General features: G+C 37.7%; 17 protein-coding genes. All 17 read right to left on the reverse strand.

Annotated features, from left to right (window positions below; genetic code table 11):
* Positions 1-138 precede the first annotated feature (138 nt).
* The gene (mobC, locus tag ACO1O5_RS15540) at positions 139-2,109 is read right to left on the reverse strand and encodes a conjugal transfer protein MobC (protein ID WP_486271793.1); all 1,971 of its coding nucleotides are present in this window, start codon (positions 2,107-2,109) and stop codon (positions 139-141) included.
* Positions 2,109-3,344 (reverse strand): relaxase/mobilization nuclease domain-containing protein, encoded by a 1,236-nt coding sequence (locus ACO1O5_RS15545; RefSeq protein WP_486271795.1) that lies wholly within the window; start codon positions 3,342-3,344, stop codon positions 2,109-2,111. Before ACO1O5_RS15545 ends, mobC begins: the two co-directional genes overlap by 1 nt.
* On the reverse strand, positions 3,329-3,715 hold the full coding sequence (locus ACO1O5_RS15550) for a plasmid mobilization protein (protein WP_486271797.1): 387 nt from the start codon (positions 3,713-3,715) through the stop codon (positions 3,329-3,331). Before ACO1O5_RS15550 ends, ACO1O5_RS15545 begins: the two co-directional genes overlap by 16 nt.
* A 251-nt stretch (positions 3,716-3,966) precedes the next feature.
* On the reverse strand, positions 3,967-4,260 hold the full coding sequence (locus ACO1O5_RS15555) for a helix-turn-helix transcriptional regulator (RefSeq protein WP_486271799.1): 294 nt from the start codon (positions 4,258-4,260) through the stop codon (positions 3,967-3,969).
* Positions 4,261-4,433: 173 nt separating this feature from the next.
* A complete protein-coding gene (locus ACO1O5_RS15560; protein ID WP_486271801.1) occupies positions 4,434-4,892 on the reverse strand; it encodes a JAB domain-containing protein in 459 nt (152 codons plus the stop codon).
* A gap of 272 nt (positions 4,893-5,164) precedes the next feature.
* Entirely contained in the window at positions 5,165-5,518 is a 354-nt protein-coding gene (locus ACO1O5_RS15565) for an excisionase family DNA-binding protein (RefSeq protein ID WP_486271803.1), read from the reverse strand.
* A 10-nt stretch (positions 5,519-5,528) separates the two neighbouring features.
* On the reverse strand, positions 5,529-6,644 hold the full coding sequence (locus ACO1O5_RS15570) for a tyrosine-type recombinase/integrase (RefSeq protein WP_486271805.1): 1,116 nt from the start codon (positions 6,642-6,644) through the stop codon (positions 5,529-5,531).
* Entirely contained in the window at positions 6,641-7,024 is a 384-nt protein-coding gene (locus ACO1O5_RS15575; protein ID WP_486271807.1) for a helix-turn-helix domain-containing protein, read from the reverse strand. The genes ACO1O5_RS15570 and ACO1O5_RS15575 overlap by 4 nt, the downstream gene beginning before the upstream one ends.
* Positions 7,025-7,269: 245 nt before the next feature.
* The gene (gene mnmE / locus ACO1O5_RS15580; protein ID WP_486271809.1) at positions 7,270-8,718 is read right to left on the reverse strand and encodes a tRNA uridine-5-carboxymethylaminomethyl(34) synthesis GTPase MnmE; all 1,449 of its coding nucleotides are present in this window, start codon (positions 8,716-8,718) and stop codon (positions 7,270-7,272) included.
* 14 nt (positions 8,719-8,732) lie between these two features.
* The gene (locus ACO1O5_RS15585) at positions 8,733-9,215 is read right to left on the reverse strand and encodes an ExbD/TolR family protein (protein WP_486271811.1); all 483 of its coding nucleotides are present in this window, start codon (positions 9,213-9,215) and stop codon (positions 8,733-8,735) included.
* Positions 9,216-9,349: 134 nt separating this feature from the next.
* Positions 9,350-10,171, reverse strand: coding sequence for an energy transducer TonB (locus tag ACO1O5_RS15590; RefSeq protein ID WP_486271813.1), 822 nt, complete (start codon positions 10,169-10,171; stop codon positions 9,350-9,352).
* Positions 10,172-10,215: 44 nt separating this feature from the next.
* Positions 10,216-10,746 carry an ExbD/TolR family protein gene (locus ACO1O5_RS15595; RefSeq protein ID WP_486271815.1) on the reverse strand — a complete coding sequence of 177 codons (531 nt, stop codon included), beginning with the start codon at positions 10,744-10,746 and terminating at the stop codon, positions 10,216-10,218.
* Positions 10,747-10,789: 43 nt separating this feature from the next.
* Positions 10,790-11,440, reverse strand: coding sequence for an ExbD/TolR family protein (locus ACO1O5_RS15600; RefSeq protein ID WP_486271817.1), 651 nt, complete (start codon positions 11,438-11,440; stop codon positions 10,790-10,792).
* A gap of 61 nt (positions 11,441-11,501) precedes the next feature.
* Positions 11,502-12,365: a MotA/TolQ/ExbB proton channel family protein gene (locus ACO1O5_RS15605; RefSeq protein ID WP_486271819.1), complete on the reverse strand. Its 864-nt coding sequence runs from the start codon at positions 12,363-12,365 to the stop codon at positions 11,502-11,504.
* A 292-nt stretch (positions 12,366-12,657) separates the two neighbouring features.
* Positions 12,658-13,932: an ABC transporter permease gene (locus ACO1O5_RS15610; protein WP_486271821.1), complete on the reverse strand. Its 1,275-nt coding sequence runs from the start codon at positions 13,930-13,932 to the stop codon at positions 12,658-12,660.
* Positions 13,933-14,010: 78 nt separating this feature from the next.
* A complete protein-coding gene (locus ACO1O5_RS15615) occupies positions 14,011-15,399 on the reverse strand; it encodes an NADH-quinone oxidoreductase subunit N (RefSeq protein WP_486271823.1) in 1,389 nt (462 codons plus the stop codon).
* Positions 15,400-15,440: 41 nt separating this feature from the next.
* Positions 15,441-16,214 (reverse strand): complex I subunit 4 family protein (locus ACO1O5_RS15620; RefSeq protein WP_486271825.1); only part of this gene is annotated, 774 nt, incomplete at its 5' end.

Below are 16,214 nucleotides of genomic sequence, written 5' to 3' on the forward strand. Positions count from 1 at the left end.
TTAGTTTGGAGGAAAATCCGGATCACGCACACAATCGTTTTGATTATTTAATTCAAGGGTTAAGATAACTTTCAATTATTTCGATTTTATTTTTGAATTTAAATTATTAAACTTTTTTGGATATGGTTTTTGCCACTCTTAATTGCTTTTATTTTTCTTTTTTAATTCCCTTAATTTTTCCATCTCACTTTCAATAATATTTGTAATATCCAATTTAACCTGCATATAGTTATCCAGGATTTCCTGGTCAGTAATATTCCTCACTTTAGTAATGGCTTTATAATTTTTTGACTCGTCATTTAACTTAACCTGATCATTTTGAATTGCATTATGAAAAATTTTCAGGGCTATTTTCTGATCGGGATCATCCGCTACTATTCCCACAAATTCCCCACTCGACAGAGATGCAATTTTTGAAGCGGGTATTGCGGATTCGAGTTGTTTACTCTTGCTGAGAGAAGTATCGCTCCGGTTGATGGAAACACTCTCCCTGTCCTGCATGATCTTTCCAAACCGTTCCGAAAGCTGCCTGGCTGTTTCGCCGGTAACCTGGCCGCTGATTACGTTGCCCACTATATTCATAATGACATCGGCCTGGTCTCTTCCATAATCTTTTTTCAACTGGCTGAAATCCTGAACCGCTAACGTAGTCGCTACTTTATTGGAACGGGCCGTAGCGATCAGGTTATCGATACCGTTAAAATAAATCGTGGGAAATTCATCGAAGACTAGACTGCACTTACTTTGTCCTTTTTTATTAACTAATTTTATTAATCTGGAAATATATAAGGATAAGACTGCTCCATAAATTTGCTGTTTTTGTGGGTTATTACCCATACAAACAATTTTCGGTTCTTCAACATTATTGATATCAAGAGTGAAGTCATTGCCGGATAAAACGTAATATAACTGTGGCGATGACAACCGGGCCATCCCGATCTTAGCCGACGCGACCTGGCCCTCCAATTGCTCCATTGCATCATTTTCATAAGCCGATATAAAGGGATTGATCAAAACTTCCGTTTCCGGAATACTCTTAAGTACCGGGAACAATTTTTCATAATCCACCTGCATGAGTTCAATTACATGGGGCAACGTACAAAACTTCCCAAATTTGTATCTCTTTAAAAACCAGATAACTGCCGTGACAAAGTTAATAGGTGACTCAACAAAGAAATCGCCCTGCTTCTTAATCCACTCCCGGTTGAGCCCCATCATAATGGTACGCGATGACTCCGTGGCGTCAGTGATGTCAAACATCGTATGAGGGTCCAGTGGGTTGCATCTATGCGTAGTCGTTAGGTCATCGAAGTTGATAACATAAAATTGTGGAACTTTGGGATACTTGTTTTTATTATGCAGCAAATGGTTATATGCAATTTTAGAAAGGTCATCGTATTTAAAATCATAAATGAACATGCAAAATCCCTTTTCGATATGTTGCCGGATCACATGCTGAATAACGAACCATGACTTACCTGAACCGGGAGAGCCTATCACTAACAAGGAACGGAAGGGATTAATGACATTGATCCAGCTTTTTCTAACGGCACTTTTTAGATTGTAGATTGCGGGAAGATTGATGGAATATTCATTGATTAATAGTCGTTCTTCCTGCGGAAAGGTTTCATTGAGATTGTTGAAAATATCTTTGCTTAAACGAAGTTTAATGAGTCTTGAGAGCAAAATACCACCCGACAAAATCAGCAGGAAACCGGTGCCGGTAACTGCCATATAAATAATCGCAACGCTTTCGATTGAGGCCTCAACTTTCAATAACCAATAACTTCCAAAATACAAAGATGTTCCGATCATGAAATATGCGGTAAGGGATTTGAAATTTATCTTTTCTTCTTTCTTCCCCTTCGCTCCCATCAGTGAAACAATAAGTAATCCTAACGAGATTAATTTGGAACTGTTGAAGTTTATAAATAACCCTGAGTGGATCAAATTCTTCAGTAAATTGTCCGACAACTTTGCAGTCCATCCCCAAAGTTTAAATGCCTGGTAACAATAGAAGTAAAAATGCAGGAATAAAATTATCAAGGCTGAGAGCCTTGTAAAATCCAATATCTTTCTTAACGCCTGTTCATTTTCTCCTGTTGACATTACCTTCTTTTTTTGCGTTTACGTCTTCTAAATTCATAAGGCAGGTGATGGAAAGTTTTTGAAGGCTGGGTAAAGATATCCAACGGGCTATTTTTTTGCGTTTGTACGCGCAGGTTATAATTTACATTATTTTTTTCAGAGGTCTCATTAGCTATTTTCATATTGGGGCCTTCGGCCAGTGTCAATGGTTTATCCAATTGATCCCGGATACCCGCAGCGCTATATTCCTTTCCTAAGTCACTACCGTTGAAAACCGACTTAGTAGTATGATCTACATAGGTGATTCCATAAATAAAATTTTGATCATTGGTTCTGAATACTACAATTACTCCTTTCTCCTTTAAGTCATTTACAAATAATTGCTTTGTTGGATTTTTATCCAAAATCAGATCAATCTTATTTTTTAAATCTTGTTTAAAAGGCAGTCTTGCTACTCTATTCACTTCATATTTACTTTCTAAATTTGATAAGATGGGTTTCCCATAAATGCTACTTGCCTTAATCGGTTTGCCCACCTTGTTTCCCAGTTCGTCCAGTATGCTATACTGCAATCCGTTCTTTTGAAATATCCGGGTATTGGCCGCTCCCCTGTCTGCCATAACATTATACTGCTTCAGAACTGCATTAAGCTCCGGCAGTGATGCAAATTTGTATTGGCTTACTACGGATGTTACTATATTACTGATGGCCCTCTTTGTTTCAACTTTCCCATATAACATTTTCTCAAGTCTTATAGCCTGCAATGAGTCTAATGATTTATTTTTTTTATCGCCTGCCTTTACCAATCCAAAACTGATCTCCATTTCCTTTCTTGCTTTTTCTGATTGGAGTCTTCCGAGATTGTGCAGCGAGATTCGCTTACCATTACTTTGAATATTCGTGGTGACTATATGCACATGCTGGTGGGCTGCATCGCGGTGCTCGTATACAAGGAACGGTTGTTTCCCAAAGCCAATTTTATCCATATATTCACATGATATCTGTTGTAGCTTTTCTTTATCCAGGTCTTCACTCACGTCAAAATTCAGCGATACATGCAGGCAGTGGGTAACTACTCTTGTATTCAGGTCGGCAAGCCTTTGTAATCTGTTCACTTTATCATTGAATTTTAGATGTGCTGCATCTTTACTATATCCTTTTGCCATTAATAATTCGGCTTTACCTTCCTTTACTTTATGCTCATTGTAATTGACGGCGCCTTTCAGGCTTTTACCACTTCTTATTCGTGCAACCATTTGTCCGAAATTTGATTGATGCATTGCTGGATCAATTGTGTCTTTTCCAACAATTTCTGTTTGGTTTCTTCATTCATCAGTAACCAGCTCCTGAATTCAGGAATCTGGCTTAGCGTATGTAATTTTTTCACCGATTGGTTGAAGTTATTTCCGATTGCATTCAATTCCTGCCGGAGTACTATAATCTCCTCCATGATTGCATCCAGTGATTCGTTCCTGTATTTAATCACCACCGGCTTCTCTAATAAGATATTTCGTATATAACAGCTAAGTTGGGGGCTGGTAGTATTTTTGAATTTATTAATCACTTTTTCATATTCATTTACTGTAAACCGCACCGTTACTTTTCTTGTTCTTTTGTCCTTTTTCATTTCGAATGCCCGTTGTCGTTATTATTTAAAAAATCCTCCTGCCATACCCGGCAACGAGTTCCGAGTGAAGGGCAAGATGCCCCGTTTGCCCGACAAACGTACATCTTGCTGACTGCGATAAAGAGGCAGTCTCCCCGACCTATAAAGTTCATTTTGAAGTGAATTATCATGAATTATTTATTTGAGAATCTGCGATAAATTGTTATACCAGGAATTACACTGTAATATTTATTTCATCGAAAACGGCTACGCTAATTTTTACTTCCGTCAATCAATTTGTCAACATCTTCTGACCTGAAAAAACGCCTGGATCCTATCTTTACCGAAGGAAGTTTGCCGAGGCTCATCCATTCATATAAAGTCGGTTTGGAGATTTTAAAAAGAGCGCATACTTCTTTTGCGTTCAGAAGCCTGGGTTGTAATTTATCATTGGAATGCATCGGGTTTTTTTTATCATGTTGGATGATTACCTCATCTACAATCGCTCTTAATTGCTTCCAGAACTCCTTTGGTTCCATTGGGAATAAAATATACATGTCTGCCATAAATTTATTTTTAGAAAATAAATTTACTTTGGTTGCTTTCCTTTTACAATATGCTTTGACGATTCATTTTTATGAAAGAGGAAATGTAAAGGCGCACCTTATGTTAAGATGAATAAAATTTGAGATTTGGGAGCTATAGCGGCAAGGATAAATTATGAGCAAAAAAAAAGGCTTTAAATTAGCCCTTCATCTGCAAATGAATAATAACTTTCACTGGTAATAATAATATGGTCGTGTAACCTTATATCCAGGAATTTTCCGGCATGTTTGATCTTTTGGGTCAGCTCCTCATCAACCTTACTTGGCTTTAAATTCCCGGAAGGATGATTGTGGCTGATAATTAAGTTACAGGCGTTAGCTTTTAAAGCTGCAACAAATACCAGCTTGCAGTCAACTACTGTGCCGGTTACACCCCCGGTGGAAATTTCCACTATTCCCAGTACTTTGTTAGACCGGTTTAATAAAAGCACCTTAAATTGTTCTACAAAATCGATCTTGTTGGCATCCCATAGCTGAAGAAGCAATTGAGCTGCATCTTTGGAGGATCCTATCTTTGGCCTTTGAGACGCCTTCACTTTAGGTTTGTAGATCAGTTCTACTTCACTTACTTCATAAAAATTTACGCTTTCCATAATTTAAAATTTTAAAAATTAATTATGGTGCGTCTTACGGCTTAGGGCAATCAAGTCCGTGAGGCAAAGGAATAAATGTCAGCTTGTGCCCGGCCCTGTGTTTATGCCGGAAGCTCGCGGACGCTTCAGCAGCCCTAAGCCGAACTTTGTAGCGGAATTAATGTGAATAAAATAAGAAAAATGAAAAGTGTGTTTGACGAAGATAGTCGCCTAAACTACAGCCGGGAGCAAATGAATAAGCAAGACCTTTCTTCGCATGACGCCGGTAATAATCACCCTTTCAAAATGTTCTTTTGCAGATATCGGCTTACGTAGTCATCCGTATCTAAACTTTGATTGAGTCCCTGGGATTCCATCCATTGAATCAGTTCTGATCGTTTGAACTTATATAATTTGCCCATACGAAAAGAGGGAATCTGCCCGTTGGCACTTTTCGCATACAGCACGTGTTTTTCAATACCTGTAAACTCGCTGGCCTCATTAACACTCATAATTCTTTCCTGCGTGGTGGTATCAACGTTAGCCTGGTTATGCAGTATTTCTTTGAGCATACTTTTGATCAGATGAAGGTCTCCTTCTATTTTTTTCAGCCGGTCTTCGCCCGGCAAATATTTATCCGTTTTCATATAGCTTCGTTTATATCCTGACTTTACCGGATGCCTTAGCTTTAATTTTATCTGCAACCTTGGCATATATCTGCGTTGTAGAAACATTCTTGTGGTTCAGCATTTTACTAACCACGTAAATATCCTCCCCTCCGCTAATGAGATGCGTTGCATAGGTATGCCTGAAATTATGATACGTAATATCCTTTTTGATTCCTGCCCGCAGGCACCACTCTTTTACAATCCGTCTTGTCCTCGAGTAATTCAAATCTTTAAACAGCCGCTCGTCATCATTGCCTTTTTCTTCCAGCAGGTCCACCGCCTGCTGGCTGATATAATGTTTGAAAGGCCGCTTCGGTTTAGGATCAATCAAATTGAGATACCATGTGTTCAGCTCCTTATCAAAGTGCAAATCTTTCCAGTACAAGACTTCCACTCCGCTGAACCGAAGCCCGGTGAGAATAGAAAACAGGGAAGCCCGGTATATCAGGTCGTCCTCGCAAGGCTCATTCTTCAATCGTTCAATTTCCTCTTCGGTAAGGTACTCTCTTATCACCTCAACATTTTTTATCCGTTGCACTTTCAGCGTATAATTTTCAGGCAGATAATTATCCAGGAAAGCTTGTTCGACAATAGTACAAAACTTGTCAAAATAGGAGGAAGCCGTATTCACCTGCAGTAGCTTTATCTTTGAACGAAGTGAATGGGTAGTTAGTAAAAACTCTTTGAATTTACCCAACGTAATTTCATCGATATGGCGGAATTTAAAATGATCACCTGCAAATCTTTTCAGGTATTTTAAAGCGCTTTTGTAATGTTCGGTATCGGTCCCTCCCTTTTCCTTTCCTCTAATATAATTATATGCGTACACATAGAAATCACTATTTAATATATCCTTATTAAAGATCCGGTTCTCTTCCAGCATAAATGATTTCATCCGTTTCAAATATATCTTTTCGGCTATCTCCTTATTTAGTTCGTTCTTCCGTCTCTCCAACATATTTTTTGGATTTGGATCAATGTAAAGTTTCAGAAATTCTCTTCTGGTATATATTTTTTTAAGGGGGTTCCATACCGGTGGATAGTAATCAATGTACAAACTGATTTTACCGGTATATAATTTCTTTTGTCTGAGCTTGCCTCTCATAAATTCCCATAATTTTGATTGAAATATTTGATAACCTTTACCCTGTCAAACAGCAATCTCCTCCCAACCTTCATTTTCGGAAATTTTTTATCCTTAATCAAACGGAAAAGCGTGCGCTCACTCAGGCCCGTAACTACAGACAGTTCTAATATATTCACAAGTTCCTTTGCAACGTTGATTTCCTTTTCCGCAGGTTGAATACTTTTTAATATTTGCGTCTTGGCGTTTTCGTTAGACTGCCCGATTTTTTTCCGCTTTATCTTCAACTTATAGGCAGTGGAATTGCATCGGTGTGAGCAAAACCTTGTCTTTGTCGTTTTCGCGACAAAGACTTTTTCACACTGTTCGCAAATTTTTTTTAACCTAATGCTACTGCTCATGAATGTGTATTTTTAATTTAAAAGGCAGTTTGCTGACTCCAAATGACATATAATGTCTGCAACTGCCATAAAGTATCTCTTGGAAGATAATGTTTGTACCACACAAAGATAATAAAAAAGGGTACAGATAGAGAACAACAAAACAATAAAAATGGAGAAAAGATACGTTAGTTTCCTGAAACTATTATCTGTATTGCATTGTAAATGAAGTTAAAAGTAAAATGACGTTAAGGAAGGTAGGGGTATTATTTGCCGATACAAAACTTGCTAAAAATATAATCCAACATATCTTCATTCGATATTTCGCCGGTAATTTCTCCAATGTAATGAAGACATCGGCGAATATCGGACGATAATAAGTCACCGGATATTTTATTTTCAATTCCCTTTTGTATGTCAGTAAGAGAAGACTGCACTTCTTTGAGTGCAGCGTAATGACGCGAATTTGTAAGAACAATATTTTCTGATAATTTAGAATCACCTACAACAATATTGAATAACTTTTCTTTGAGCAGTTCAACGCCAGTATCCATCTTTGCTGAAATAAAAAGAACCTCTTGCATACGCTCTTTAAAATGTTGCAATAATTTATCATCACTACAATCTATTTTATTTGCAACAGCTACTACATTATTGTTTTGTTTTTTAATTTCCCTGACAAATGAAACTATTTCATCTTCGTTCGATTCATTAATGTCGAATAAATACAACACGATATCCGCCAGTTGAATTTTTTCTTTGCTTTTTAAAACTCCCATATTTTCAATTACATCCTGTGAATGTTCACGTATTCCGGCGGTATCAATCAGCCTGAATAAAATTCCGTTTATGTTAATGATCTCTTCAATTGTATCCCTGGTGGTTCCCGCAATTTCGCTCACGATGGCCCTGTTCTCATTAAGAAGCGTATTCAATAAAGTTGATTTACCCGCATTGGGGCTTCCGACAATTGCAACGCTCACACCATTTTTGATAACGTTGCCAAGCTGAAATGATTCCAATAATTTTTTTACGGTTTTACTTACTTCGTCCAAAAGCTCAAGAAATTTTTTCCTGTCAGCAAACTCAACATCCTCTTCACTAAAATCCAATTCCAATTCAATTAAAGCAGAAAATTGAATGAGACGTTCCCGCATTTCTTTTAAGATAGAAGAGAAGCCGCCTCTCATATTTTTTAATGCCGCGTTTTGTGACGCAGTTGTATTACTTGAAATAAGATCGGCAACGGCTTCAGCCTGGGTAAGATCGAGTTTGCCATTTAGAAAAGCTCTTTGAGTAAATTCTCCGGCTTTTGCGAGACGGGCGCCGTAATGAACAAGGGTATTGATTACATGCTGCTGCACATAGGGCGATCCATGGCAACTGATTTCAATAACATCTTCGCCGGTGTATGAGGAAGGAGCCTTAAAAATTGAAATTACGACCTCATCAATTATAGTATCGCCATCCTTCAGATATCCAACATGTAACGTATTAGGCTGCTCAATGGAAAGGTCTTTGGCTGGAAACAGGTTATTAATTATTTCAAATGATTTATTACCGCTTAGTCGTATCACTCCTATTGCTCCAATACCGGGCGGCGTAGCGATTGCTACGATTGTATCATCCCATTCAGAAAATTTTCCATGCATGTTGTAAAGATAAGAAAGCGTTTTCAGCTGTTTTTTACGAAGATGAATATAACCGTAAATCAAAAATTTACCTGTCTTTAATTTTGCGGAGTCATAACATAATAATGTCTTATATCATTTATTTGAATTTCATCAAGCGTATTGATAAAGTTTTTATAAGTTGATTGGTTACCCGGATAAATAATTAAGACAGTTTCTAATCGATCCCCTAAAATCGCGGCAACGCGTTTTTGCTTTTCCTGGATAATTGAACGCAGATTTTGAAATGTACAGTATTTACTAACGCGGTCGTTTTGATCAGGCCCTTCAAAATATTTAATCGAATCGTTTCGGGTAAGCAAAAGCGTTAGTGTAGCGTTTGCTTTTACAAAAGTCTTAATTATACTTTCTTTTGGCAAAGCAAGATCTGCAACTGCGGGATCTGAAAGACTTGTGGTTAATATAAAAAAAGTTATCAGTAAAAATCCCAGATCTACCATGGGTGTTAGATCAACTCTAACCGATCTGCATTTCAAATATTTATTCGATTTGTTACGATTATTTTCTTCGATCTGTGGCATGGTTTTTTTTTAATTAGATGCACAAATAAGAAGATTTCACAATGAATTAAATCCGTCAAATATCCCATCTCAAAAAAACGGATAAAAAAAAAGAGATGCAAAGCATCTCTTTCAAAAAGTATACGTTGAATAGATTACTGATCAGGATTAGTAAGAGTAACAGGTTGTAAGCGATAAGCGTTTACATATCTGCCATTCTGTTGAGCGGGCGTCCAGTTTGGACCTTTTCTTATAGCGTTGGTCGCAATCTCGGCAAGTTTTGTTCCTTTCATCGTCGTTGCTTCAACCTGGCTCACCTTGCCGGTTTTGTCAACGATAAATTTTACAACACAAGTACCATAATCAGACTCAGTAAATTCATCTATATCAGCCATAATAGCCCTTTGAACATACTTAGACCATGCGCCTGGCCCTCCGGGAAACGAAGCTTCAATTTCAACTTTAGTAAAAACTTTGTCTTCATCTTCTTTTGCTGCCGGAGCCGCAACTATCTGTGTTCCTTTGTCCTCAACCGGGGGAGCAACTATACCTAAATCTTTCGTTCCTTCAACAGTTTTTACATCGATCTTAGCCTCTTCAATTTGTTTCACTTCTGGTGGCGGTTTAATAACTTCCTCATCTTTTACAACTTTGGGAGGTGTAAACTGAATAGTGGCAATTGGTGGAGGCGGCGGTAATTTCGGTGGAGGCGGCGGAGGAGGAGGCGGCGGCTCATTTGGTGCAGCTTCCATGACCAGTTCCTTCGTTTTAATTTCTTTGGTGTTGTTTGTTGACGAAAGTTTATCTGCGATAACTGAACCTGCAAATATTATCGCCAATATAATAACTGTACTTGCCAAGGCAATTTTTATTCGCCTGTTGTAAGTATTTCGCAGGTCGTAAGCACCATACTCTTTATTTCGACCTTCAAAAAGAATGTCCAAATAAGTAGACTTTAATATTTTATTAGATTCCATACTATTTTATTTAGAGACCTATATAGGTTTTTTTCAGTATTGATTTATTTTACTCCACCGGCAGCTTCTGTCTGTTGAATTAGTTTATATTCATCAGGCGTTGGGTCAACCATTGCATACCTTCCTATATCGTCGATAGTCATTTCATCTAACACATCAACTGCATTTTTGTAGGTTGCATCTTTATCTGGTTTAATAATTATAAAAAGGTCATCTGCAGGTGTTGATTTCTTTTTATCCAGTATCAATTTTCTTACATCCTTGTACCCGGTCGTTTGCATCTTCGTAGGATCATTACCATAGTAATAGTAGATTACATTTCCCTTACCAAGCATTAAAGTTAATGATCCGGATTCCTTTACTTTGTTTTCCTGGTTCGGGTCTTTGGTGTCCTTAGGCATCGCCAAATTCATTGAAGTTGGTTCAGCTAATGTTGTAGTGAAAATGAAAAATGTAATTAACAAAAAACCAAGGTCCACCATTGGTGTTAGGTCTACCCTCGTCGAAAGCTTTTTACCTTTTTTAACACCGGGTCCTTTGTGGCCGCCACCCGATTTTACTTCCATTTCTGCCATGACAAAATATTTTTAATGTTAAACGAATTTATTTTTTGCAGCGTTATTTGCCCTCCCTCTGTGCCTTTAAATTTTCCTCGTATAATACAGTTCCCGGAGGTACGTCCTCGGCATTTGTTACAAGGTTGTATTTGTAAATATCATTTTTCTTAAAGGCATCTATTACACTTCCAAAAGCAGGGAATTTCGAATTATTATCTCCTTTAATAAGGAAATTCAACTTTTTACCTGCACCCGCTGTTGCTGCAGCCTGTATCCAATCTTTCAATTCGTTATTTGTACTGTCAGTGGGTATTCCCGGCATTTTTACATTCTTTTTATCATCAGCCGGAATCTTAATAAATTCCAATAGCTGGCTGAAGGGAACCCCGATGAAATCAGTGCTCATAAAATCAGCTCTGTCTTGTGGAGTAACTTTCAAGTTCTTTTCAGCAACTAATTCATCCCATATATCTCCTTTAATGTCGTCAGTAAGACTTAGGAACACTCTGTTGTCCTTATCAATAGAAACCAGGAAGGCGTCTTTCTGAGGAGCGTGAGTGTTTGATACTGAACTGGGAGGTGATACCTCAACTGCTTCAGACGGTTTAAACTGGCCAGTTAATATAAAGAAAGATAACAAGAGAAACGCTACGTCGCACATCGCTGTCATATCAACATTGGTACTCCCGCGTTTTATTTTAGCTCTTCCCATTATTTATTTTTTAATAATAATTAGATTCAATTCCAGGTTATTTCCATAAAAAATATCAGAATTATTTATAGAGAGAAGCAAAACTTTGCGTAAGTGTAAAGCCTGACTCATCGATGCCATAAGTAATACCATCAATTTTTGTAGTGAAAATATTGTAAGATATAATTGCGAAAGCCGATGTTCCAATACCAAGAGCTGTATTATAGAGCGCTTCCGAAATACCTACTGACAACTGTCTTGTCGCTTCTGAACCGCCTGAAGAACCCAGGTTACTAAATGCACGAATCATACCTACCACAGTTCCTAGCAATCCTATCAGGGTAGCCACAGAAGCAATTGTAGAAAGGAAAACCAGATTTTTTTCAAGCATTGGCAACTCGAGCGCCGTAGCTTCTTCAATTTCTTTTTGTATAGCAAGGACCTTTTGCTCAGTATCAAGACCTGTTTCAGTAATCATTGCTTTATATTTTCTAAGACCAGCTTTCATTACATTACCTACTGAACCTTTTTGTTTGTCGCATTCTGCAAGAGCGGCATCTACTTTTTTATCAGCAAGATAAAATTGAACTTTTCTAATAAATTCTGCATTAGAACCTTTACCATTTGCTTTCGCTACAGTTAGCCATCTTTCAATTACAAAAGTAAAAACTATCAAAAACAACCCTATCAAAACAGGAACTATAATACCACCCTGGTACATACGGGCAATACTTGTTTTTGGGCCTTCATGAGAGGGCCAGAACCCTCCTGATGTATCTGGTTGGGTGAAATTACTATTTGCCCCAATAACGAAACGCCAGATAATATAACCTGCTACAATACAAATTATTGGAGCTAACAAAGAAATAATGTTGCTGGATTTTTTCGCCTGAACCGAGGTGGTGGCTTTAACAGTAGAGCTTGCAGTTGTATTTGAATCTGCCATAACGTTAGGTTTTTTAGTGTTAAAAGTTTAAGATGAAATTGATTAAATTATTTGATTGCACAATTGTAACGAAAAAAAGTTTGAAAAGTCTCATTCAGGCAAAAAAAATTTTTGATGCGAGGACACAAGTTAATAAATTATTAATTTAATGAGCTGAAATAGAAAAAAAATTTATAGCTATTTTCTAGACAAGAATTAATAGAAACATATTAAGAATTTATAAAAAGTTATTATGGATAAACTAACACATTCGAATTAAATATGTGAATGACGAAGAATTGAAAGCCAACTTTTATTCATAACGAAGAGCAACAATGGGATCGAGGCCCGCAGCCTTAATTGCGGGGTATAATCCGGCAAATAAACCAACTGCAGAGCAAACCACAATTCCAATAACTACCCAAAACCAGGGCACAACAAAACCTGTATGAAGCAACATGCCAACTACGTTTCCAATTAGTACGCCTGATATAATTCCAAAAATAGCGCCGATTAGACTTATCAAAACAGATTCAAAAAGAAATTGCGTGCGTATACTTTTTTTTGTGCCGCCAATCGCTTTAATTAATCCTATTTCTCTGGTTCGTTCGTTAACTGCCACTAACATAATATTCATTAATCCTATTGCCGCTCCTATTAATGTAATAAGGCCTATAAAAGCTGCAGCTGTAGTAATAGTGCCAAGGCTACTCATGAATACCTCAGCAATGCTATCGCTTTTATCGATATAAAAATTATTGTCTTCATCAATAGCCACTTTTCTAATTGGCCTGAAGGTGCCCTTTGCTTCGCTTATTGCCGCATCCATATCTTTAATATCGTTTACCATAACGCCTAAATTATAAGTCGTTCCGGTTGTTGAAAAAATACGGCGTATATTATTATAAGTTGCAAGGACAATATTATCTGCGTTAAGGAAAGCGCTCGACCCTTTATCTTTCAGTAATCCAATTACACGATATTTAATACCCGCCACGTCTATTATCTTATCAAGCGCCCGCTGTGTATTATCTCCATACAATTTTTGGGCAACACTGTTTCCGAGAATACAAATACTCCTGCCGCTCTGGACATCTATCTTATTAAAATTTCTACCGTCAGCGAGTGTATAACCGCTTTGGGCCAAGTAATTTTCATCAACGCCCATCATGGCAATGTTTGGATTCGTCTTAACGCTTTCATTATTCACAATGACGTTTTGCGGGCCATTTATTGAGATGCTTACAATGGCGGGAAAATCATACCGTTCTTTAAAGAGTTTTGCTTCCTCGTAGGTAATAATTTTTCCGTTGTTAGATTTCTTTTGTTTCAGGGCTTTCAGGCTTGTTCTCGTGACCTGTCGTCGTCCGCCAATATGAATTTGCCTGTCCTGGTAACGGATGCTGAATGAATTGGCACCCATGGTTGAAAAACTCTCCCGGAGACTTTGGTCCATGGACGAAATTGCAGTAATAATTCCAATTAAGGCCATAATGCCCAACGCAATGATGGTAACAGTAATGCCTGTCCGAAGTTTATTACTTTTTACCGTCCGGAAAGCCAGCGAAAGTGAATCTGAAATTTGCATAGACTAAAGTCAAAAATTGAATACCTGCAATACAGTGAAGGTACAATTTCATAAGAAATCTACAGCACCATTCATAAATTAAAAGTAAAGCCAGTCAACAACAAGAGATGGAAGAATACCGGCTATTATAAGTATGGCGGCAGATATGATAAGCAAATATTTAAAACTTTTCGTAACATCCAATGCAGGATGTATCTCTTTAGGTGGTTCTTTGAAATAAATCGCCTGAATTACTCTAAAATAATAAATAGCGCTTATCGCCGCACATATAACGGCCAATATCACCAGCCAAACCTGGTGGCCATCTTTTACGGCCGCCATCAACATATAAAACTTGGAGGCAAAGCCCGCAGTCAGGGGAATACCGGTAAGCGATAAGAGAAATATAGTAGCTGTAAGTGCTAAAACCGGTTGGTATTTATAAAGACCATTAAAACCTTCAATAGTGTAGTCGTTCATCTTAACCAATATGGCAAACATGCCAATCGTTGCCACACTATAAGATAATGCGTATAACATCAAACCTTCCCTTGCGGTATCATTTAAGGCAAATAGGGCAAACATCATAAACCCCGCATGTGCAATACTTGAATAAGCCAGCATTCGCTTAACACTTTGCTGGAAGACAGCGGTAAGATTTCCTATCAACAATGTAGCCGCAGTAATTACAACAATAAGCATCTGCCATTGTTGTTGTATAATTCCAAATGATACCTGGAATAACCTGATAAATGCAATAAATCCGGCAATTTTTACAATAGTTGCCATGAAAGAAGTAAACACTGTTGGTGCGCCGTCATATACATCAGCTGCCCAAAAATGAAAGGGGGCCGCTGAAACTTTAAAGGACATCGCAACAACCAATAGCACAAGCCCGGCGGCTATCATTACCGGCATTTTACCAGTACCAAGGTCAAGCATATTAATATAGAAAGAACCCAAGGAGTTTCCTCCATAAATTAATGCGATACCCATAAGCATAAGGCCAGTGGAAAATGCTCCCATTAAAAAATATTTCAGGGAAGCCTCATTGCTTTTCAAATTACGTTTATCGCTGCCTGTTAGTATGTAAGAAGGAATTGACATAATCTCAATTCCTAAAAACAACATAAGTAAGGTGTTAAAGGAAGACGAAATGGAAACCCCGCATAAAATAAAAAAAATCAAGGCAAAATATTCTGACACATTCTCACCAACTTTTTCTATTTCCCTTCCATTTAAAAGAAAATATAAGAAGGTGCATGCAAAAGAAATGGTATTGAATTCCAAACCAAAATGATCGAAGTGAAGCATTCCCTTCGTATCAATATTAAAAATCTGGTGACCAAAAAACTCCCAAATATTAGCAGCCAATAAAATAATAATACCTGCAATTGCCCAATATTTTGGAGTGGAGGATTTTTTGAATAAAACTCCTCCGAACATCATCACAACTCCCCAAAGTGCCGATATTATTATAGCGTTCATAATTTGATCCTGTTTCCTTTTTTTATATTTCTATTCACTATCTATTTTATAGCCTGTAAAATTTGTGTTACGCTATCCTGGGTAAGATGCAACAACGGCCCGGGATAAATACCTAATATCAATATAGTTAATACAATTATAGTTAACATCAATTTCTGGCCTTTCGTTATATCAGTAACATTCTCCGTAAAAGAATTCGGCACACCAAAAAAAACTTTTTGCATCACACTTAGCATGTATGCTGCTGAAATGATGATGCTGATGCAGGCAAATGCAGCCAGGTAAGTGTTGTACTCGAAAAGCCCTGTAAACATCAGGAATTCACTCACAAAACCATTCGTTAAAGGAAGCCCGATATTTGCCAAAACTATTATTAAAAAAAAGATGGAAAGCGACGGCGATTTAATAGCAAGACCCCCGAGGTCGGAAATTTTCCTGATCCCTGTTTTCTTTTCAACGATGTCAACAACCATCCACAAAGCGATTATATTAATACCGTGGTTAAACATTTCCAGCATCACACCCTGCAAACTTGTATTGTTGCGGGCAAAAATTGCAGCGCCCATTAAGCCGATATGGGCGATGGACGACCATGCAACAATTCGTTTAAGATCAGACTGAACGAAAGCAATAGAACTTGCATATAGAATACCAATCACACAAAAAATAATGATGAGTGTTTGATATTTTCCCACCGCATCCGGGAAGATTGGCAAGAGCCAGCGCAACATTCCAAATATTCCCATCTTTACCATTATGCCGCTCAACACCATTACAGAAGAATCGGGTGATTGCTCATACAAATCGGGTTGCCA

The organism is Ginsengibacter sp. (assembly GCF_057362405.1).